General features: G+C 69.3%; 13 protein-coding genes. 7 read left to right on the top strand and 6 right to left on the bottom strand.

All coding sequences use genetic code 11. The features are described from left to right. Window positions 1-81 precede the first annotated feature (81 nt). The 6 genes from AC1DCG_RS09605 (at window position 82) to AC1DCG_RS09580 (ending at window position 9,641) form a co-directional block, all read left to right on the top strand. Window positions 82-702, top strand: coding sequence for an RNA polymerase sigma factor (locus AC1DCG_RS09605; protein ID WP_477030023.1), 621 nt, complete (start codon window positions 82-84; stop codon window positions 700-702). Then, entirely contained in the window at window positions 680-1,642 is a 963-nt protein-coding gene (locus AC1DCG_RS09600) for a FecR family protein (RefSeq protein ID WP_477030022.1), read from the top strand. Before AC1DCG_RS09605 ends, AC1DCG_RS09600 begins: the two co-directional genes overlap by 23 nt. Further along, a complete protein-coding gene (locus tag AC1DCG_RS09595) occupies window positions 1,639-4,695 on the top strand; it encodes a TonB-dependent receptor (RefSeq protein ID WP_477030021.1) in 3,057 nt (1,018 codons plus the stop codon). Before AC1DCG_RS09600 ends, AC1DCG_RS09595 begins: the two co-directional genes overlap by 4 nt. Before the next feature lie 347 nt (window positions 4,696-5,042). Continuing rightward, window positions 5,043-6,629 (top strand): flavin monoamine oxidase family protein, encoded by a 1,587-nt coding sequence (locus AC1DCG_RS09590; RefSeq protein WP_477030020.1) that lies wholly within the window; start codon window positions 5,043-5,045, stop codon window positions 6,627-6,629. Then, window positions 6,626-7,102 carry a Rid family hydrolase gene (locus AC1DCG_RS09585; RefSeq protein ID WP_477030019.1) on the top strand — a complete coding sequence of 159 codons (477 nt, stop codon included), beginning with the start codon at window positions 6,626-6,628 and terminating at the stop codon, window positions 7,100-7,102. Before AC1DCG_RS09590 ends, AC1DCG_RS09585 begins: the two co-directional genes overlap by 4 nt. A gap of 94 nt (window positions 7,103-7,196) precedes the next feature. Beyond that, window positions 7,197-9,641, top strand: coding sequence for a TonB-dependent receptor plug domain-containing protein (locus AC1DCG_RS09580; protein WP_477030018.1), 2,445 nt, complete (start codon window positions 7,197-7,199; stop codon window positions 9,639-9,641). Window positions 9,642-9,682: 41 nt separating this feature from the next. On the opposite strand, the gene AC1DCG_RS09575 is transcribed toward AC1DCG_RS09580, so the two are convergent. From AC1DCG_RS09575 to AC1DCG_RS09555, 5 genes are all read right to left on the bottom strand, one after another. Then, window positions 9,683-11,332, bottom strand: coding sequence for a GH35 family beta-galactosidase (locus AC1DCG_RS09575; protein WP_477036513.1), 1,650 nt, complete (start codon window positions 11,330-11,332; stop codon window positions 9,683-9,685). Window positions 11,333-11,441: 109 nt separating this feature from the next. Continuing rightward, complete coding sequence (locus AC1DCG_RS09570; RefSeq protein WP_477030016.1) at window positions 11,442-12,971, bottom strand: tryptophan halogenase family protein; 1,530 nt, start codon at window positions 12,969-12,971, stop codon at window positions 11,442-11,444. Continuing rightward, a complete protein-coding gene (locus AC1DCG_RS09565) occupies window positions 12,968-14,476 on the bottom strand; it encodes a tryptophan 7-halogenase (protein ID WP_477030015.1) in 1,509 nt (502 codons plus the stop codon). The genes AC1DCG_RS09570 and AC1DCG_RS09565 overlap by 4 nt, the downstream gene beginning before the upstream one ends. Next, window positions 14,473-16,005: a tryptophan halogenase family protein gene (locus AC1DCG_RS09560; RefSeq protein WP_477030014.1), complete on the bottom strand. Its 1,533-nt coding sequence runs from the start codon at window positions 16,003-16,005 to the stop codon at window positions 14,473-14,475. The genes AC1DCG_RS09565 and AC1DCG_RS09560 overlap by 4 nt, the downstream gene beginning before the upstream one ends. Window positions 16,006-16,099: 94 nt before the next feature. After that, window positions 16,100-19,447 carry a TonB-dependent receptor gene (locus AC1DCG_RS09555; protein WP_477036511.1) on the bottom strand — a complete coding sequence of 1,116 codons (3,348 nt, stop codon included), beginning with the start codon at window positions 19,445-19,447 and terminating at the stop codon, window positions 16,100-16,102. 343 nt (window positions 19,448-19,790) lie between these two features. Between AC1DCG_RS09555 and AC1DCG_RS09550 the strand changes: the two genes are divergently transcribed. Continuing rightward, entirely contained in the window at window positions 19,791-20,810 is a 1,020-nt protein-coding gene (locus tag AC1DCG_RS09550; RefSeq protein WP_477030012.1) for a cupin-like domain-containing protein, read from the top strand. Here the strand turns inward: AC1DCG_RS09550 and AC1DCG_RS09545 are convergent. Beyond that, window positions 20,807-21,772, bottom strand: coding sequence for a cellulase family glycosylhydrolase (locus AC1DCG_RS09545; RefSeq protein ID WP_477041466.1), 966 nt, complete (start codon window positions 21,770-21,772; stop codon window positions 20,807-20,809). The two genes, AC1DCG_RS09550 and AC1DCG_RS09545, sit on opposite strands and share 4 nt — an antisense overlap. Window positions 21,773-21,903 lie beyond the last annotated feature (131 nt).

Raw genomic sequence — 21,903 nt, 5'->3', positions numbered from 1 at the left:
TTTTTCGCAGTCCATTGATCGTGCGGACTTTCGCCAGCATCGTCCGGCCAACCGGCGAGACCGGATGTTTGGGGAGACCCCGTGTCGAGGGCGGAGCGGCCAGAGGCTCGCGGCGACGATGCTGAGCATTGGGCCGAGCAGTGGAAAGACCGATCGGCCTATCGGCGCACCTATGCCCAGGACTGGGGCGACCTGTGCGCCTTCCTGCGCGCGCGGTTCGGCGCGGGCCCGCCCGACCCGGAGGATGTCGCCCAGCAGGCCTTCCTCAAGCTGGGGGAGCGCCCCTCCGACCGATCGCTGGAAAGCCCGCGCGCCTTCGTGTTCCGCGTCGCCATCAACCTGACCCTCGATGGCCGCCGTCGCCGCCAGCGCGCGGCGCGTCTGCTGGACGCCTCCACCCAGGCCCTGGAGCCGGACGACGCGCCCGACGTCGAGCGCGCCCTGATCGCGCGGGACGACCTGAAACTGCTTGAGAAGGTGGTCGCCGGCCTGCCGGATCGGCACCGCCGCTATCTGGCGGCCAGCCGCATCGAGGGCCTCAGCTTCGCCGAGATCGGGCGGCGCGAGGGCGTCTCCGAAGCCCTGGTGCGCAAGACCATCGACGAGACCACCGTCGTCTGCCAGCGCGCCCTGGCGCGCGGCGCCATCGACTACAAAGCCGACTACAGGGGCCTGTCGCGTGAACGCAACCGTCGATCCTGACTCGCCGATCGGCCAGGAGGCCCGGGCCTGGGCCCTGGCGGTGTTCGGCGAGCCGTTCCCGCCGGAGCGCTCGGCCGCGCTGCGCCGCTGGCTGGACGCCGACGAGACGCACCAGCGCGCCTACCGGGAAGCCGAAGCCGTCCTCCTGGCGCTGAGCGACCTGAACCTCATGGCGCGGCCGACCGAGGCCGCCCGACGCCTCGCCCCCAAGCGGACAGCGGCCTGGATCGGCGGGGTGACAGCGCTGGCCGCCTGCCTGGTCGCCGCGATCTTCGTCGCCGGCCCGCCGGCCCCGCTGGAAAGCGGCGTCCAGGCCCGACAGGTCGCCCTCAGGGACGGCAGCACGGCCGTCCTGGCCCCCGGCAGTCGCCTGGCCCAACCGTCGCGCTGGAACGACCGCCGCTACGTGCTGGAACGCGGCGAGGCCTTCTTCAGCGTGCGCAAGGCCGACGGCCGGCGTTTCCAGGTCGCGGTGGGCCAGGCCGAGATCGAGGTGCTGGGCACCCGCTTCGACGCCCGGCAAAGCGCGAGCGGCCAGGTCCGCGTGGCGGTCGAGGAAGGGCGCGTCGCCGTCTACGAAGGCAAGGCCCGGCGACAGGTCGCGCGCCTGGGCGCGGGCGACTACGTGATCGTCGAGAAGGGCCAGGCCGAAACGGGCCGACTGCCTGCACCCAACCAGGCCGCCGCCTGGCGCGCCGGGCGGCTGGCCTATGCCGACGCCCCGCTGGGCGACGTGATCGCCGACCTCGCCGCCAGGGGACACGGCGACCTCACGGTCACGCCGCGCGCCGCGGCGCTGCGCGTCACCGCCAGCTTCCAGCTCGAACAGGCCGACCGCTTCATCGCCAGCCTGCCTGAGATCCTGCCGGTCAGCGTCAGGACCGCCGACGGCCGGCGAACCATCGACGTTCGCCCCGAAAGCCCGTCTCGGCCGCGATGAAGGTCGTCCCCGCGATCGGGGTCATGGCCGCCGCCTGGTTGGCGACCGCGCCGGCCCTGGCGGCCGCGCCCGAACGGCGTTTCGCCTTCGACCAGCCGGCCCAGCCGCTGGCCACCGCGCTGCTGGCGGTGTCGGCCCGGACCGGCGCGGTGATCGCCGCCCCCGCGGCGATGACGGCCGGCCGCCGCGCGCCGGGCCTTTCGGGATCGATGCCGCTCGGCCAGGCCCTGCGAACCCTGCTGGCCGGCTCGGACCTGGACTTCTCGATCTCGGCTTCGGGCGTCGTGACCCTCAAACGCCGGACCGAGGCGATCTCCACCGCCCCGCCCTCGCCCGTTCGCCTCCCAGCCCCGCAGCCTGACGAGCCCACCCTCGTCACGCCGATCAGCGTGCTGGCCCGCCCCCTGGCCGAGCCCACGACGGAACAGGCGCGCGACGCGCCGGCCCAGGTCGACGTGCTGCTGGAGGATCAGCTTCGCGGCGCCGGCGCGCTCGGCCTCGGCGACGCCCTGCGGCAGATGCCGGGCGTGACGGCCGGACCGGAAGCCGGCGAGGCGCGCCAGATCGCCGTACGGGGCGTCGGCGGCCGCTTCACGCGGGTGCGGGTCAACGGCATGGAGACCCTGGCCACCTTCGGGGCCAGCAACGCCGTGGGCGGCACCAATCGCGGGCGAGCGTTCGACTACAACATCTTCGCCGCCGACCTGTTCAAGCAGGTGCGCCTGCAGAAGACCGCCTCGGCCGACGTCGACGAAGGCTCGCTCGGCGCGACGATCGACATGCGCACCCGCTCGCCCCTGGAACTGCCCGACCGCCATGCGGTGTTGATCGTCGAGGGCGGCTACCAGACCCTGTCGCGCGAGGCCCAGCCGCGACTGTCGGCGGTGCTGTCGCGCAGGGACGCCGCCGGCAGGCTGGGCGTGCTGGTCTCGGCCGCCTATTCGGGCCGCTCGGTGGTAGAGGCGGGCGCCAGCGCCGGCCAATGGGAGACCGGTCTCGCCGTCGCCCCGGGGTTCGGATCGGTGGCCGCGCCGCTCGACCTGGCGAGCGTCAACGCCGCCCTGCACGCCCGCATCCCCCGGCTGGAACTGATGGACATCGATCAGGATCGCCTGGGCCTGACGGGATCCCTAGAATGGCGCCCGGACGACGCCACCCGCATCGCCCTGGACACGATCTACGCCGAGCTCCGCTCCAGCCGCCGCGAGAACCTGCTGGAAAGCTTCACCTTCCGCACGCCTGGCGTCTGCGCGACGCCGCCGGATCCGCGCTGCGGCATCAACGCCGTCAAGGTCACACAGGCGGACATCGCCCTGTTCGGCGGCCGCAAGCCCGTGCTGATCGCCGGCAGGTTCGACGATGTCGACGTGCGCTCCGAGGCTCGCCGAGACGCATTGAACACGATCTTCCGCCAGACCACCCTGGCGGCCACCCATCGGTTCCGCGACGGCCTGGAAGGCCGGCTGCTGGCCGGGTTCAGCCGCTCGGACTTCAGCAATCCGGTCCAGCAGACGCTCTACCTGGAACAATTCGACGTCGACGGCTTCGCCTACGACTTCTCGGACAAGGATCGCCCCGCGCTCGATTTCGGCGACGCGGCCCTCGCTTCACCCGACGCCTGGACCATCAGCGAGTTCCGCTCCGATCCCAACTGGGTCGACAACAGCTATCGGTCGCTGGCGCTGGACCTGGAAAACCGCTCGGGTCCGCTGGACTGGCGCGTGGGCCTGCTGGCCAAGACCTACCGCAACGTCGGCTCGGCGCGCATGCGGTCCGACGGCGGCATCGGCAACATCAACGCCCAGCTTCCCGCCGGCCTGCAGGCCCTGCCCCTGGCCGACTATGTCCGGCTCGTCGGCCAGGGCGTCGACTTCGGCGTCGTCGGCGCGCCGGAGCGATGGCTGGCGATCGACACGACCGCGGCGCTGGCGGCCGCCTGCGCGCGGGACGGATGCTCGGGCTTCACGCTCGGCCCAGGCCCGGTCGCCGGGTTGAACTATGACGTCACCGAGCGTTCCGACGCGGGCTTCCTGCAACTGGCCCTTCCCCGCTCGCCTTCCCGCAGCTTCTGGGGCGAGGCGGGCCTGCGCGTGATCCACACCCGGCTGGAAGCCGCCAGCCTCGATGTCGGGCAGGACGCGGCGGCACGCTGGACCCGTGCGTCGAGCGACTACTGGTCCACCCTGCCGTCGCTGAACCTCGCCTGGAGCCCCTCGTCCGACGTGGTCCTTAGGTTTGGCGCGGCAAGAGTGATGGTGCGGCCCGACCTGATCAGCCTGCGCCCCGGCGTCAGCGTATCGACCACCGGCGCCAAGTCGGCCTCGTCGGGCAATCCCGACCTGCGCCCCACGCGCGCCGACGCCTTCGATCTGTCGGTGGACTGGCGCCCGCGTCCGGGCGTCCAGCTTTCGGCGGCGATCTACCGCAAGGCCATCGCCACCACGGTGCAGGGCACCAGCACCCGGCCCGCGCCCTTTTCGGCCAATCCGTTCGGGTTGCCCGACAGCGTCGCGGCCGCCGCCTGCGGCGCGGCGCCCGATTGCTCGCCCGGCTTGCCGATCTGGCAGTTCTCGCGGCCGATCAATTCGGGCCCGGGTCGGCTGACCGGCATGGAGGTCTCGTTCCGCGCCCCGCTCGGCCAGGCCTGGAGCGTGCAGGGTGCGGCGGCCTACACCCGAACGGTGGTGCGGCTGCTGGATCAGGCCGGCGTCTGGGTCGACATGCAGGACGCCCTGGGCGCACCGCGCGTGGCGGCCAATATCGGCCTCGCCTATCAGCGGCCCGGCCTGGAAGCGCGCGCCGCGCTCAGCCATCGCAGCCGCTATCTCGCCACCATCCCGGCCCCCAACGGCGGCGACGTCGACGGGGTCGACCCGCTCACCACCCTGGACGCCGCCGCGCGCCTGACGCTGTCGCCGCGCCTGACCCTGACCGCCGAGGCCGCCAACCTGACCGACGCCTACCAGCGCCAGTTCAGCGACCGCACGCTCATTCCGACCTATCGCCACCACACCGGGCGCGAGTTCCGACTGGGCCTGCGCTGGACGATGTAGTTCCGGGGCTCATCGGCGCAGATGACGGCAGCTCAACGACCAGCGCCTCATAGAGTGCTGCAGAATTACTCATAAGCGCCAGCCAGCGCCGTCGCGCGCGCGCAGACGATCTGAATATCCATCAAATTCAATGCACAAACAAATCTTCCATCAGCACTGGAAGACGAGCCTAAAGCGAACGCAGTTTTTCTGAATACCCACAGAGGCCGAGGCGGCACCCGAATACCACTCGGAGGCGACGCGATGCGCCGCTCTCCTTCTTTGGCGACTTCCCCGCGTTCACTTCCGGCCGCCGCCTCGGCGGCGGCCGCTTCTTGGGGAGGTCCTGGTACAGGGCGTTCTCAAACTTGGTCAGCCGTCGCTCGTTCATCACTCGCGCCTTCGCTCTCGGAGGCTTCGCCGCCGGCCATGCCGCCCTTCAGGGCCTGGGCCTGACATCCGCCGCCTTCGCGCAGGACGCGCCGGACCTGCCGCGCGACTTCGGCAAGGGCCGCTCGGCCATCGTGCTGGGCGCCGGGATCGCCGGCCTGGTCGCCGCCTACGAACTGGAGCGCGCCGGCTTTTCCGTCACCGTGGTCGAGGCCCGCGATCGCGTCGGCGGCCGCAACTGGACCATCCGCGGCGGCGACCGGGTGGAGACGCTGGAGCGCCCCGGCCAGACGGCCGGCTTCTCACCCGGCCTCTATTTCAACGCCGGCCCTGCCCGCCTGCCCAGCCATCACCAGGGCGTGCTGTCCTACGCCAAGGCCCTGGGCGTGCCGCTGGAGGTCGAGGTCAATTCCAGCCGCAGCAGCCTCCTGCAGTCCGACGCGGCGTTCGGCGGCAAGCCGATCCAGCAGCGCCAGGCGATCAACGACCTGCGTGGCGGCCTGTCCGAACTGCTGGCCAAGGCCACGCGCGGCGGCGGCCTGGACCAGGAACTGACCCCCGCCGACAGGGAGCGCCTGCTGGCCTTCCTGAAGACCTATGGCGATCTCGACGCCGGCGGCGCCTACAGGGGCTCCGAACGGTCCGGCTATGTCACCGCGCCCGGCGCGGCCGACCAGAAGGGCGTCGCCCGGCCGCCCCTGGCTCTGCGCGAACTGCTGTCCGACGAGACCCTGCCCTACGCCCTGTTCGAGGAGAACATCCTCATGCAGGCCACCATGCTGGAGCCGACCGGCGGCATGGACGCCATCCCCAAGGCGCTCGCCGAGGCGCTGAAGGGACCTGTGCTGCTGGGGACCGAGGTCACGGGCTTTCGCCAGACGCCGCAGGTCGCCGAAGTCGCCGTCCGTGATCGGAGGAACGGCGCCGCGCGCAAGCTGACCGCCGACTACCTCGTCGTCACCGTGCCGCTGCCGGTCCTGGCCAGGATCGCCAACGACCTGCCGGGCGAAGTCCAGGCCGCCGTCGCCGAGGTCAAGTATGACAACGCCACCAAGGTGGCTTTCGACGCGCCGCGCTTCTGGGAGGCCGAGCAGATCTATGGCGGCCTGTCGTTCGTCGGCGGCGAGACGACCCTGGTCTGGTACCCCAGCGGCGGCTTCCACCAGCCGCGCGGCCTGCTGGTCGGCGCCTATACCGTCGGCGCGGCGGCAAGGGCCTTCCAGGCGCGAGGCTTCGATGACCAGGTCGCCGTCACCCGCGCGGCGATCGACAAGCTTCACCCCGGCAAGGGTCGCGAGCTCGCCGCGCCGCTGGTGATCGACTGGAACCGCCAGGCCTTCACCCTCGGCCCGTGGATCCACTGGGAGGCCGACGGCAACGACCCGGCCGCCTATCGCCTGCTGAACCAGCCCCAGGGCCGGATCTTCCTGTCCGGCGCCCACCTCTCGCAACTGCCCAGCTGGCAGGAGGGCGGCGTCGCCGCCGCCCGTCGCACGGTCGGCCTGATCGCCCAGCGCGTCCGCGCCGATCGCCTCACCCTTTCCCGAACGGAGACCCGTCCATGATCCGCAAGCTCGCCTTCGCCCTCGTTCTGACCGCCGCCTTCGCGGCGGGCTCGGCAAACGCCGCCGAAATCCGCCGCGCGCCGTCATCGGGCGCGATCGCCATCACCCCTTCGGTGGCCGTGCCGGCCGGAACCGAGCTCGTCTTCCTCAGCGGGGCCCTGCCGGCGATCGCCGACAAGACCAGGCCCGGCACGGCCGAGGAACAGACCCGCTCGGTGCTGGCCAGGCTGGAAGCCGCGCTGAAGGCCGAGGGGCTTGGCCATGGCGACGTGGTCAAGGCCACCGTCTTCCTGGTCGGCGATCCGGCCAAGAACGGCGAGATCGACTTCGCGGGTCTCAACAAGGCCTGGGCCGAGGCCTTCGGCACGGCCGCCCAGCCCAACAAGCCGGCGCGCAGCACGGTGAAGGTGGCGGGCCTCGTCCTGCCCGGCGCCCTGGTCGAGATCGAGTTCGTCGCCGCCAAGACCCGCTGACGGGCCGCGCGACCACCAAACCCGCCGCGCGACGGGGCCGCTTCCCCGGCCGATCGCGCATCCCAACAATCTGAAGCTTTCATCGGGGGATAGGATGAAAACCCAAATTCTGGGCGCGTCGGCGCTCGCCTTGACCACGGCCCTGTGGGGCGGGATCGCGGTCGCCGATCCTGCGCCGGAACCGGCCTCGCCGGACATCGCCTCGGTCGAGGCCGTGATCGTCACCGGCACGCGCCAGAGCGGCGTCCGCGCCGTCGACAGCGCAGCGCCCGTGCAGGTCATCGGCGACGAAGCCCTGGCCCGCACCGGCCAGACCGACCTGCGCCTGGCGATCAGCAACCTCGTGCCCTCGTTCACCGCCCAGGCCTTCGGCGGCGATGCGGCCAACCTGACCCTGTCGGCGCGCCTGCGCGGGGTCAGCGCCAACCAGACCCTGGTTCTGATCAACGGCAAGCGCCGCCACGGCACCGCCAATCTCGCCGTGCTGGCCGGGGCCTATCAGGGCTCGGCGGCGGCCGACCTCAACTTCATCCCGACCGCGTCGATCGCCCGCATCGAGGTGCTGACCGACGGCGCGGCCGCCCAGTACGGCACCGACGCCATCGCCGGCGTCATCAACATCATCCTCAAGGACGACGACCACGGCGGCAGCGCCTCGGCGACCGGCGGCGCCTACTACGAAAGCGACGGCGAGACCTACAGCCTGTCGGCCAACGCCGGGTTCGCGCCCGCGCCGGGCGCGTACGTCAACGTCACGCTGGAGAACCGCTTCCACGACTTCAGCTTTCGCGGCGCCCCGGACGCGCGGGTGATCTCGACCTCAGCGGTCGCGGCCAATCCTGGCTGGCCCTCGGCCCTGCCCGGCTATCCGTACGTGAACCGCATCGCCGGCGACGCGCGCTACCAGCTGACGTCGGGCACGGTGTCGGCCGGGTGGAAGACCAGCGACCGGCTCGAAGTCTACGGTTTCGGCACCTACGGCGTGAAGAAGGCCACCGCCTACGAGAACTATCGCCTGCCCAACCGCCTGCCGGCGATCTATCCGAAGGGCTTCAGCCCGATGCTGGAGACGCTGGAGACCGATTACGCCCTGACCGGCGGGATCAAGGGCCAGGCCTTCGACGGCTGGCGTTACGACCTCTCCAGCACCTACGGCCGCGACGACAACGAGGTGCGGGTGCGCAAGTCGGCCAACCTGCAGCTCTACGCCGACACCGGCGCCACCCCGACCGAGTTCCACGCCGGCGACTTCGTCTCGACCCAGTGGACCAACAATCTGGACGTCAGCCGCGAGTTCGAGGTGGGCTGGGCCTCGCCGCTCACCCTGGCCCTGGGGGCCGAGCAGCGCAGCGAGACCTACCGGATCGGGGCCGGCGACGCGGCCGCGCGCTACAAGTCCGGCTCGCAATCCTATCCCGGCTTCGCGCTGACCGACGCCGGCAAGCACGAGCGCGACAGCTGGGCGGTCTATGCCGACCTGGCCGCCTCGCCGATCGAGAACCTGAAGCTGGACTTCGCCGTCCGCCATGAAGACTTCAGTGACTTCGGCTCGGCCGACATCGCCAAGCTGACCGGCCGCTATGACTTCACCCCGGCCTTCGCCGTGCGCGGCACGGTCAGCAGCGGCTTCCGCGCCCCGACCCTGGCCGAGCTCTACTACTCTGCCACCAACGTCTCGCCGACCACCGCCTTCGTGCAACTGCCGCCGGGCTCGGCCGGCGCCAGGCTGCTGGGCCTGGACGGGCTGGATCCCGAGAAGTCGACCAACCTCAGCTTCGGGATCGTGGCCGAGCCCCTTCCACGGGTCTCGCTGACCATCGACGCCTATCAGATCAAGATCGAGGACCGCATCGTCGGCAGCGGCGCCCTCTACGGCAAGATCGGCGGGACGGTGGTCAATGCGGCCATCACCAACGCCATCACCGCCAACGGCAATGTGCTCGACCCCACCGTCGGCACCACCGGCATCAACCTGTTCTCCAACGGCCTGGACACCCGCACGCGCGGCGTCGAGATCCTGGCCACAACCTGGACCGATCTCGGGGACCTCGGGAAGATCGACTGGACCCTGGGCGTCAACGTCAACCAGACCGAGGTGACCCGCATCGCCACGCCGCCTTCGGGCCTGGGCAGCGCGGTGCTCTACGATCGGGCGGCGATCGCGTTCCTCGAGCACGCCTCGCCGCGCTACAAGGCCAACCTGACGGGGGTCTACGCCAAGGACCGCTGGACGGTGAGCCTGACCAACACCCTCTATGGCCCCGCCTGGGCCTATACCAACGTCAACGGGACCTACTTCAAGGACCGCATCAAGACCCACCTGATCACCGACCTCGAACTGACCTACGCGGTCACCGAGGCGGTGAAGACGTCGATCGGGGCCAACAACCTGTTCGACATCTATCCCGAGAACCTGAACCCGGCGGGCACAGCCGCCTCGATCGCGGCCGGCAATCCGGGCGTGGCCCTTTATCCCAGCTTCTCGCCCTTCGGGATCAACGGCGGTTACTACTACGCCCGCGTGACCTACAGCTTCTGACGGCGCGGGACCTCCGGAGCGATCCGGAGGTCCCGTCTCGATCAGCGATAGCGATAGAACTTCACCCGCTGGATCTGGAACTGGTCGGGCGACAGGCGGATGTGCCGGCCCTGGTGGGTCTGATCGCCGTTGAGCAGGCGGCCGGCGACCCAGCGCCCGTCCGCGCCGAACACCCCCTCCTCGGCCTTGTCGATCCCGGCCAGCGCCGGCCCCTTGCCAGCCCCGGCGAAGGTGACGACGATCCCACGGCCGGCGATCAGGTACTCTTCGGGACCGGTCTGGATGATCAGCCCGCCATGGGTGGCGGGCTTCTGCGAGGCCTTCGGCGTCCAGGGATCGATGAAGCCGACCTCGAAACGATAGTCGCCCATCACCTGGGCAACCGGCGCGTCCTGCACGGTTCCGTCTTCCAGCACCCGGGGCTTGAAGCCGGCCATCGTCGCCTTGCCCTGGGCGGCCAGCAGCGCCGGCGTCAGCTGATGCAGCACGCCGTAGGCGTCGGCGATGGCCTTGTGCTCCTCAGCGTTGACGCTCTCGATGGCGAAGGGCGAGAAGCCCAGGGCGTCCAGCTTGCCGAAGGCGTAGAACGCGTTGGCCGGGGTCTCGGGCGCGCTGGCGTTGTTGGCCTCGGGCACGAACAGCGCGTTGTCGGGCCGTACGAACCGCGCGGCCAGATCGTTGAAGTTCGGGAAGTAGATGTCGGGCGACAGCAGATCCAGGCTCGGCGCGCCGGCCTTCCACACATCCAGCAGGTGCGGCAGCGGCCCGCCGCTGGGATACTCGCCAGGCTTCTTGCCGGTGCGGTTCAGCGCGGCGTTGACGTACATCGGCAGCGGATAGGCCGCCTTGCCCGCAGCGGTGACCGCCTCGGTGTAGCGGGCGTAGGACCAGGCGGTGAACACCTCCTGCCCGGCCTCGTCGGCGCCGAACACGGCGGCCCAGGAGCCCTTCTCCTTGGCGCCGTTGCGTCGCCACAGATCCCGCAGCTCCGGCTCGATCGCCTCACCGCCGGTCTTCAGCTTCTGGACCAGGGCCGTCGGAACCTGGGCGCCATAGGCCGCGTCGGCGGCGGCGCCATGCTCCCGGGCCGAGGGCAGCATGCCGATCTCGTTCTCGACCTGGACCATCAGGACGGTGCTGCGCTCGCCGTCGACCTTCTTCAGGTGCGCCAGCAGCGAGGCGTAGGCTTTTGCGTCGGCGGCGCGGGTGTTGTCGGAGAACGCCGACAGGATCTCGACCGTCGAACCGTCCTGCGCCCTCACGCGCGGAAAGCGGGCCTGGTCGCGCTTCACCCACGCCGGAACGTAGGTCGACATGCTGTTCTTCCAGGCCCCGAACCACAGCAGGACGAGCTTCATGTCCTGGGCGCGGGCGTCGGCCAGCAGGTCGTCGACGCTGGAGAAGTCGTAAACGCCTTCCCTGGGCTCGATCAGCTCCCAGGAGACCGGCGCCAGCACGGTGTTGAGGTTCATCGCCTTCAGGCGCGGCCAGTGCTTGGCCATGTAGGCGCGGCTGGAGGCGCTGGAATTGCCTAGTTCGCCGCCCAGGATCAGCATCGGCTTGCCGTCGACGACCAGCCGGGCCGAGGTTCCGTGCTTTTCGAGACGCGGAATCTCAGCCGCAGCGACGCTCGCCACAAGCAGGGCCGCCGTCGCGACGCTCGCACCGAGCCAGGCGCCGAAACCTCTCATCGAAAACCTCCCGACCAACGCCTGCGCGCTTGTTACCGCTAGCATTCGCGGGATCGGGGGCGATTTGTCAAACTGGAAGTCATACCAATTCGACAAATGGTCGGACCAATCAGGCAGGCACGCGCCTGCTGGCCAGGGCGGCGGCGCCGAGCAGGCCCGCCTTGTCGAGATAGAGGTCGTGCGGCGGCATGCCGGCCACGCGCTCGTTGATCGCCGCCCGGATACGACCCATCCGCAGGCGCAGCTCCTCCGACGAAATGGTGTCGGCGACCGCATGATAATCGTCGGGCGTCAGCCCCTGCCCCAGCAGGATGGCGAACCAGTTGGTCTCCTTGAAGAGCTCCTTCTGGTCGATCAGCACCTCGCCGCGCGTGCGGAAGACCTCCAGCCGCTGAGCCAGGCTGTCGGGCGGAACCATGTCCCGGCACCAGCGCCAGAACGGCGTGTCGTCACGTTCGCCGACCTTGTAGTGGGCGATGATGAAGTCGCGGACCTGCTCGTACTCCAGGGCCATCTCGCGATTGAACTTGTCGACCACGAAGGGATCGAAGCCGGTCTTGGGGAACAGCGTCAGCAGCTTGGCGATGGCGGCCTGGATCAGGTGGATGCTGGTCGACTCCAGCGGCTCCAGGAAACCGCTCGACAGCCCGATGGCCAGGACGTTGCCGATCCAGCTCTTGCGACGGCGCCCGGCGGTGAACTTCAAGACCTTGGCGTCGGCCATGGCCGCGCCGTCCAGCCGCTCGCCCAGCCGGCGCACCGCTTCGTCCTCGCTGATGAAGGCGTCGCAGAACACGTAGCCGTTGCCGGTGCGATGCTGCAGCGGGATTCGCCATTGCCAGCCGGCCTCGCGCGCTGTGGCCCGCGTATAGGGGGTCAGTTCGCCAGCGCGTTCGCAAGGCATGGCCGCGGCGCGGTTACAGGGCAGCCAGCGGCTCCAATCGTCATAGCCCGCGCCCATCGTCTCCTCGATGAGCAGGCCCCTGAAGCCCGAGCAGTCGACGAAGAAGTCGCCGGAGACGGATCGGCCGTCGTCCAGCACCAGCCGCGAGACATGGCCGCTCTCGCCGTTCCGTTCCACGCCAGCGATCTTGCCCTCGACGCGGACGACGCCTCTGGCCTCGGCGTATCGCCTGAGGAAGGCCGCGTAGAGCGCGGCGTCGAACTGGAAGGCGTAGTTGATCTTGGGCAGGTTCGGCGTCGGCGGCGTCCGCATGAACCGCCCGTCCGCCGCCGCCAGGGTCTCGGCGTTGAAGCCGTCGTAGCCCAGGTCGCCGCTCTCGCGCGCCCAGCGCAGCCAGAAATGCTGGAAGCCGACGCCGTCCATGTCGGCGCCGTAGAGGCCGAACGGGTGGAAGTAGCTGTGCCCCAGCCGCCGCCAGTCGACGAACTCGATGCCCAGCTTGAAGGTGGCGTTGGTCTCGCGGATGAAGACGTCCTCATCCAGGCCCAGCACCTTGTTGAACAGCAGGATCATCGGGATGGTCGCCTCGCCCACCCCCACGGTTCCGATCTGTTCGGACTCGACGACCGTGATCGAGTAGCGACGCGTCCCGACCGTCTGGGACAGCGCCGCGGCGGTCATCCAGCCGGCCGTGCCGCCCCCGACGACGACGATGTTGCGGATCGCCTCGCTCACGTGAACCGCAGGGGCGCGGGAGCCGGCGCAGCGGGTCGTTGCGTCATCGACGCGAGCTTGGCCTCCAGCGGACGCATCCGGCCCACATCGGCGGCGATGCGGCCAAGGATCTTCTGGAAGATCTGGATCTGCTCGCCCTCGCTGACGCCCTCGGCCAGCGGATCGTGGGCCTGCGGGATGACGCCATGGCCGATCAGGCAGGCCGCCCAGTTGGCGGGCTGGAAGGCCTCGTCCTCACGGGTCGGCACGACGCCGCGAGCGCCGAACAGACGCAGCTTGTAGGCCAGGTCCGGCGGCGGCGGGGCGGTTCGCGCGGCTTCCCAAGGCGCGCCGGTCCGACGGTTGAGGTGGTAGTGCATGGCCTGGAAGTCGCGCAGGCCGCGGCCGTGCGCCGCCATCGCCGCGCCGTAGGCCCGCGCCTCGGGACCGCCGTCGATATCGCTCGGGAACAGCGTCACCAGATGCGACAGCCCGGCTTGCAGGGCGTGCATGGGCGCGGCGTCCGAAGGATCCAGCGCGATCGCGGCCGCCCCCAGCGCCACGCAGTTGCCGATCCAGGGGCGCGTCTGCATCCCCGGCTTCACGACCAGGGCCTCGCCCTGCCGCCAGTCCAGGGGCGAAACGCCTTCCGCCTGCCGGACCATGGCCGCCTCGTCCGTAGCGCGGGAGTCGTAGACCGCCAGGCCCGCGGTGCGATCCTGCAGCGGATAGAGCCCGATCCAGCCGCCATCCACGGCCTCGACATGGGCGTAGGCCGGCAGGGCGCCCAAGCGCCGTCCGGCCAACGGCAGAACGCGGTCGAACGGCAGCCAGGCGCTCCAGGTTTCGAAGGCCGCGCCGGGCATCTGCCCGATCAGCGAACCGTCGCCGACGTCGAGGAAGAGATCTCCTTCGACCCGCGCCCCGCCGTCCAGAACCAAGGCGTCGATGCGGTCGCCCGACTGCTCGACGTCCGCGACGGCGCCCTGCTGGACGGACACGCCGTCGGCCAGGGCGCGCTGGCGCAGCAAGTCCGCATAGGCCGTCGCCTCGACATGCAGGCCTACGCCCGGCGAGGACAGCCGCTCTGGATCGTCACCCTCGACGATGCGCCCCTGCTTGGCGGCGGCCGCCCCCAGGGAGAAGTCCTCCAGCGCGGCCTTCAAGCCCCGGCGGCGCGCCAGCACCCAGTGATGGACGAAGTCCACATAGTCCACCGAGTGCCCATGGGTGTCGTAGGGATGCAGGAAGGCCGAGCCGTCGCCGGAAAAGCCGGCGAAACGCTGCCCCAGGGAAGGCACCGCGCCGCAGCGCCTCGCCAGTTCCACCTCGGACAGGCCCAGCAGTTGATGCAGGTTGCCCATGGCCGGCAGGCCTGCGTGCGAAAGGCCAGGCGTCGGCGGCGCGGTCTCGGCCGCCCGCACGACGAGCCCGCCCGCGCCGAAGGCCTTGCGCAGGGCCAGAACCGTCAGCCAAAGCGGCGCGCCGAAACCTGCCGCCACGACGGTTTGAACCGGGCGGCTCATGCCATGACCTCCGCGACCGTCCGCCCGGCGATGGCGCAGTGACTGGCGATGAAGTCGGCATGGGTCGGCATCGAGCCGATCCGCCGCGCGATCGCCGAGCGCTGGCGCTCCATCTCGGCCAGCGCCTGGGGCAGCGGCACATTATCGACCATCCGGTCGTAGCCGCCGGGCAAGACCCCCTGCCCCAGCAGCACCGAAATCCAGCTGGGCAGCGCGAACAGACCGTCATGATAGTTGGGCGCCACGCCGCGGTGCCTGAACAGCTCCAGCTTGTGCTGCAGGCTTTCGGGGATCTGCATCTCGCGACAGTGCTTCCACAGCTCGCCGTCGGTGCGGGTGTTGGCGTGATAGTGCAGGATCAGGAAATCGCGCACCCGGTCGTACTCCATGTCGACCCGGCGGTTGAAGTCGTCGACGAGCGCCGGCTCGATCCGCTTGCCCGGAAACAGCTTGAGCAGGTTCATGACCGCGATCTGGATCAGGTAGATGCTGGTCGACTCCAGGGGCTCCAGGAAGCCGCTCGCCAGACCCGCGGCCATGACGTTGCCCGTCCACGAGGCCGTGCGGCGACCGGCCTTGAAGCGGATCTGGCGGGGCTCGTCCAAGGCCTCGCCATCCAGATTGGCCATCAGGGTGGCGGCCGCCTCGTCGTCGCTGATGTAGCGGCTGGAATAGACATAGCCGTTGCCGGTGCGGTGCTGCAGCGGGATGCGCCACTGCCAGCCGGCCTCGCGCGCGATCGAGCGCGTGAAGGGCGTGAAGCGGCCGGCGCGAGCGCAGGGCACGGCCCAGGCCCGGTCGCAGGGCAGCCAGTCGGTCCAGTCCTCGAAGGGGCTGTTCAGCGTCTGGCCGATCAGCAGGCCGCGGAACCCCGTGCAGTCGACGAAGAAGTCGCCCTTGATCACCTCGCCCGAGGCCAGGGTGATCGAGGCGACGTCGCCCGAAAGCGGATCGCGCGTGACCTCGACCACCTTGCCCTCGGTGCGCTTCAGCCCCCGCCCGACCGCCACCTTGCGCAGGTACTTGGCGTAGAGGCTGGCGTCGAAGTGATAGGCGTAGCTGTAGGTGGAATCGATCTTGTCGGGATCGGGATTGGGAAACTCGAAGCGGTCGGCCCGCGCCGCGGCGATGGCGTACGAGAACTGCTCGATATCGACGTCGTGACCCGCCAGGCGCGCCCGGTTCCAGTGATGGTGGAAGCCGGCGCCGCCGATGGCCGCGCCGTGAACCCCGAACGGATGGTGATAGGACGAGCCCTTGAAACCCCAGTCGAGGAACTCGATGCCCAGTTTGAACGTGCCGTTCGTCTCGCGCATCATCTCGACTTCGTCGATGCCGACGAAGCGGTTGTAGTCGCGCATGGCCGGGATGGTGGCCTCGCCCACGCCGACCGTGGCGATCTCGTCGGACTCGACCAGCCTGACCCGGGCCTGGTGGGGACGCAGGCCGCTGACCAGCGCCGTGCCGACCATCCAGCCGGCCGTTCCCCCGCCGACGATGACGATATCCAGGGGCGCGCTTGTTTCCATGCCGCCGTTCCCACCCATTTTCGAGCGCCGATCGAGCGGGCCCGTCTTCTTGTGACGAAGGGGCGGACCAGCGGCCCGCCCCTTCTGGGATCGATCAGTACTTGAAGCGGAACGTCAACAGGTAACGCTTGTCCGTACGGTTCCAGGCGTTGTCCTTCAGGAGGCCGCCGGCCGACGCGTCAGTCACCTGCTGCTTGAGCACGGACTCGGTGTTCAGCAGGTTGCTGCCTTGCAGGCTGATCTCGAGGTTGTCGCTCGCCCGATAGCGGACCGAAGCGTCGAGATAGCCCGCGTCGTCCTGCCAGATCGGGAAGGCCAGACAGCAGTCCATGGCGGTCAGCAGATACTTCGAACGCCAGTTGTAGGCCGCCCGCACCGCCCAGCGGCCTTTCTCGTACATGCCCACGAGGTTGTAGGCGTACTTCGAGAGGCCTTCGAGCGAGTCGACCTGCACCGCCCCGTCGGCCTGGCTGAGGCCGCCGCCGCTGGTGTTGGAGCCGCCGCCGCCCGAGGCGTTGCTCAGGTTGCTGTTCGTGATCCCCTTGTTCTCGACATAGGTGAAGTTGGCCTGAATCCCGAGGCCGTCGAACGGCGCGGGCAGGAAGTCGAAGTAGCGCTGGTAGGCCGCTTCAGCGCCGCGGATCTTGGCGCCGTCGCCGTTCACCGGACCACGGGTGAACACCGTGCGGGTGACGCCGTTGACCGTGACGTCCTGGTTGAAGCCGCCGTACTGAATGTAGTCGTTGAACTTCTTGTAGAAGACCGCCAGCGAGAACGAGCCGACCTCGGCGAAGTAGTGCTCGAGACTGATGTCGATCTGGTCGGCCGTCATCGGCTTCAGGTACGGATTGTAGGACTCCGCCGTGTAGCGGAGGTTGGCCCCGGTGATGTTGCCCGCGCTGTCCTTGACCCACAGCGGGTCATTGACGTTGTTCATGTCGGGCCCGGCCATGTTCACCTGAACATAGTTCTTCAGGTAGCCGATATCGGGACGCGACATGGCGCGCGACGCCGCCAGGCGCAGCTGCCACTCGTCGTTGAGGTCGATCTTCAGGTTGAAGCTCGGCAGGACGTTGTGGTGCTTCTGGCGAACGGTGCTGGCCGAGGCCAGGCCGTCGGTGAACGCCTTGTCTTCCGCCGACAGGTAGCACCACAGGCTCTGGGGCACGTAGGCGCCGGTGATCGGCAGACCGTCGGGTCCCATCGGACGCCCGCGCGGCTGGCAGACCCGCACGTCGTTCTTGCCGAAGTCGGCATGGACCAGCGAACCGCTGCTTTCGTTCTGCGTCTCGACATAGCGCAGGCCGATGTTGCCGCTGATCCCGAAGCCGCCGATCGTGTGATCGCGCCCGCCGAACTTCAGCATGAAGTAGGCCGCGTTGGTCTTCTCCGAGACGTCGGTGATTTCCTGCGGCAGGAAGCAGTTGGTCTCGCCGGCGCGATAGCAGACCGCCTCCCAGCGCGAAGACCCGACGCCGGTGTTGGAGTAGCCGAAAGCCTTCTGGAACTGCTCCAGGTCCTTGACGAAGTCCATGCTGGCGAAGGTCAGCATGCCGGACTTCAGCACGTCGCCGCTGAAGATGTCGTTGAACGAGCGCACGTCCGGCAGGTTGCGATCCCAGCCGCTGAAGGTCGTGGTGGCGTTGCCGGTGGCGCAGTCGCCGTTGACGTTGGAAGCCGGCGCGGTGCGGTCGACATTGTACCAGAGGTAGTCGGTGCTGTTGACGCCGCCGCCGCCCTGGTCGCAGCCCCAGGCGTTGGCGATGCCGCCCCAGTTGTAGACGCTCCAGCGGACCGTCTGTTCGCGGTCGGCGTGGCGCGCGCCCACCTTCAGCGAGTCCAGCCAGCCGTCGCCCAGGTCGTACTGCACGTCGATCCGCGCGGCGAACTGGTCGCCCTCGCTGCGTTCGAGGTGGTTGTTGACGTTGTTGAAGCGCCAGGCGTTGGGGTTGGCCAGGCCGCCCGGGGCGTAGTTGATGTTGGTGCCCGGCAGCACCGTCATGACCGGATGGTCGCCCGTCGCGTCGATGTTGAGATTGGCGTAGGAAACCAGGCCGACGTCGGCGTCGTAGTTGGACAGCTTGGCCTTCACCTTCTGGACGTCGAAGTTGAAACGCAGGCGGTCGGTCGCATCCCACTTCAGATTGAAGCCCAGGTCCTGGGTGGTCTGCTTGTTGTAGTTGTAGCGCGTGGTGGCGGACAGTTCGCCGCCGCGCTGCTCGGGCGCGCAGTCGGTCCGGCCGGTCCAGCCATAGCAAGGCTCGATGACCGGCTGGCCCGTCGAGGTCTGACCGATCAGGTAACCGGCCCAGTCGTTGCTGGCCGAGGTGGTGTTGCCGACCCAGCCGAGCGGCGAGGTCATGATGCCGCTCTCGAAGTTGCCTTCGTCGTCGAACTTGAAGGTCGTGCCAGGCGCCGGCAGCACGTAGGTGCTCGCGTCGGCGTTGGTGACCTCGAAGTGCGGACCGCGGTTATAGAGGCTGAAGGCGCTGCCCTGCACCGAGCGCTCGTGCCAGATGTTCTCGTAGCTCGACTTGTTGAACTGCACCGTAGCCAGGAACTTCTGGTCGTTGTCGCGCCACTGGCCGGCGGCGGCGACGCCGTTGCGGGTGCGGTCGAACTCGGTGTGCGCCAGGCGATACCAGGCCGGGATGTACTTGGTGCCCCCGCCGAACATGGTGACATCCTTGAAGATGCCCATGCGGCCGAACTGAGAGCTTTCCGAGATCGTGTTCAGCTCCGAATGGGCGCCGTTCACCATCAGACCGAACTCGCCGATCTCGCTGTCCCAGCGATTGGCGTAGATGGCCGAGACCTCCGGCGTCACCTGTTCGGACAGGTTGCCGTAGTTCAGCGAAGTGGTGATGCCGATCACCCTGCCAGCGCTGTCGAACGGCAGGCGCGTCTTCAGATCGACGGTGCCGGCGATGCCGCCTTCGATCAGTTCGGCGGTCTGGTTCTTGTAGGTGTCGACCCCTCCCATCAGTTCGGGCGAGACGTCGCCCCACGACAGGCCGCGCGAGGAGTTGGCGCTGAAGGTGTCGCGGCCGTTGAACTCCGAGCGGACCTGCGACAGGCCGCGGACGATGACGCCCGAGGGCTCGGCCGAGAAGTGGGTGGTGTCGCTGGTCGAGGCGTAGCGGTTGACGGTGACGCCGGGTACGCGCTGCAGGGCCTCGGCGACCGATTTGTCGGGGAACGAACCGATGTCGCTGGCGGTGATGGAGTCGACGATGGTGTCGGCGCTGCGCTTGATCTGCTGGGCCGACTTCAGCGCCGCGCGCTGGCCGGTGACGATCACGGTGTCGACCTCGTTGTCGGCGATCACGTCCGACGGTGAAGCCTGCGAGGCGGCCGGCGCGGTCGAAACCGTCTCCTGCGCCAGGGCCGGCGCGGCGCTCAGCAAGGCCGCGACCGAAGCGCAGCCCATCCATCCGGCCATGCGAATTCGCGTGGTTCTCATAGGTCGTCCCCTCCCAAGGCCGCGCTTGCTCACGCAGCCCCTTCAAGTGTCCGGCGCGGACGCCGGAGATGAGCGGTCGTGCCGCCGATTGCGTGGGAAGCCTTGGCCGGACGATGTCCGGCGTCGCGCCTCCTCCCGTCGCGCCCGTCTCGACGCGGGCGCTTGATGTTTCATAGCCGTAGCAAACACCGGTACGCCAGCATTTTATAAAATTATTTTGTTTAATCCTTGAGCCTTGCCAACCGCTGTTGCCTGGCGGACACAATCACCCTTCAGTACGCCCCGTTCGAAGGGTGACGACCTTTCGGGGGGAGCCTGTCCGGTGAAGGAAATCCGCGAATCCACGGCGACTTCGCCCGAGGCGCTCGCCGCGCTGACGGCCGCCTCCGAACCGGTCGTGATCCGGGGCCTCGTCTCACACTGGCCGGTGGTGGAAGCCGGTCGAACCGGACACGCGGCCCTGTTCGAGTACCTGTCGCGCTTTGACGCCGGCCAGTCGGTGGCCACCGTCTTCGCCCCGGCCGAGGCGGGCGGGCGGTTCTTCTACGGCGACGACCTTGCCGGCATGAACTTCCGCGGCGGCCGGGCCCGACTGCAGAAGACCTTCGACTTCCTCGCGCAGCACGCCGGCGACGCCGAGCAGACGGCGCTGGCCGCCCAGTCCGTTCCGACCTGGAACGCCCTGCCCGGCTTCGCCGAAGACAATCCCATGCCCCTGCTGGATCCGGCGATCGAGCCCCGGGCCTGGATCGGCAACCGGGTGATCGTGGCGGCCCACCACGACCCGTTCGAGAACATCGCCTGCGTGGTCGCCGGCCGCCGGCGCTTCACCCTGTTTCCGCCCGACCAGGTGGAGAACCTCTACATGGGGCCGTTCGAGCGCACGCCGGCCGGGGCGACGATCAGCCTGGTGTCGTTCGAAGAGCCCGACCTGGAGCGCTTCCCGCGCTTCGCCCAGGCGCTGGAAGCGGCCCAGACGACCGAACTGGAACCCGGCGACGCGATCTACGTGCCCTATCTGTGGTGGCACCACGTCCGTTCGCTGGAAACGGTCAACATGCTGGTGAACTACTGGTGGAACCCGCCCAACCAGGGACGAGGCCTGGCCCGCGACGCCTTCATGCACGCCATGCTGACCCTGCGCGCCCTGCCCGCCGCCCATCGCCAGGCCTGGAAGGCGATGTTCGACCACTACGTCTTCCGCACCGAAGGCGACGCCAACGAGCACCTGCCGCCTCAAGCGCGAGGCATCCTGGGCGACGTGGACGAAGGCGCGGCCCGGGAGCTGCTGACCATCCTATCGCGCGTGCTGGCCGAGTCCGCCGCCGCCAAGCGCAGCTAGCGGCAGCCCGCGAACACGCGCGAGCGCCGGGCCGTCTCGCGCACGCCGCCGGCGCTGTTGAAGAAGCGCTCGCCCCACGGGGTCAGGCGCCGGCCGTCGAAGCCCTCGACCAGGTCCAGGTCGGCGACCTCGGGCGCGTTGCCTGACCACGACCAGGCCAGATAGCCCACGCCGAGCGCAGCTGAGAGACGAAAGATCGCGTCTTCGTCGACCGGCTCGCCGCGATGGTCGGGACCGAACTCGCCGACGATCAGCGGCAGGCGCGCCGTCGCGAAGGCTTGCAGATAGCGTTCGACGTCCCGCGCCTGGCCATAGGCTTCGTACATGTGGACGTCGAAGATCAGGTTGCGCTGCGGATCGGCCGCGAACAGCTCGGCCGCCCGGTCGCGCATGGTCCCCGAACGGTCCTGGCCGTAGTCGTGGGCGTCGATCACCAGGGTGTGGCGCAGCCCCAGCGCGCGCAGGGCGACGATGGCCGTGCGGTGCGCCTCGAACCATTGCTCCGGCGTCGTCGTTCCGGCGGTCGGCTCGTTGCCGATGTTGACGAGGACGAAGTCCTCCTGGCCGCGAAGAACGGGCTCCAGCCTGGCCCAATAGGCCAGCGCCGCGCCGATGTGGGCCGCCTTCGGCTCCAGGCCGTAGCCTGTGGTGTCGTGCACCTCGAGGATCACGACCTGCCCGGCGCGACGGGCCTGGGCGAGAATCCTGCGGACGGCGGCCGGCGAGGTGCGCCGCCAGCGTGTTCCGTCGCTGAGCACCACGCGCACCGTGTTCGAGCCGAGCGCCGCCGTCTCGCGGATGGATCTGCTGGTGGCCCCCGGCTTCCAGGCGTGCGGAAGATTGACCCCGCGGGCGACGAAGGGCTCGCCGCAGGCGTCGATCAGGCGGCCGTCGCGCACCGAGAAGCCGGCCAAAGCCGGCGAGGCGAGCAGAGCCGATGCAAGTCCGAGGCTCGCGGCCAATGTTCGAACGGCGCGCCCCATCGCTGCCTCCCCTTGCGAGCGCCGGACGGTGACAATGGCGCGGAGTCGGCGCAAGACATAAAGGAAAGCAAGTTTCTTTATTTCACCCCGCAGGCCTGTCGGTCGCCGAC

The sequence above is a fragment of the Caulobacter sp. 10L414 genome (assembly GCF_056395525.1).
Note: the sequence above shows the minus strand (reverse complement) of the source record. Positions and strands in the feature narration are given on the sequence as shown.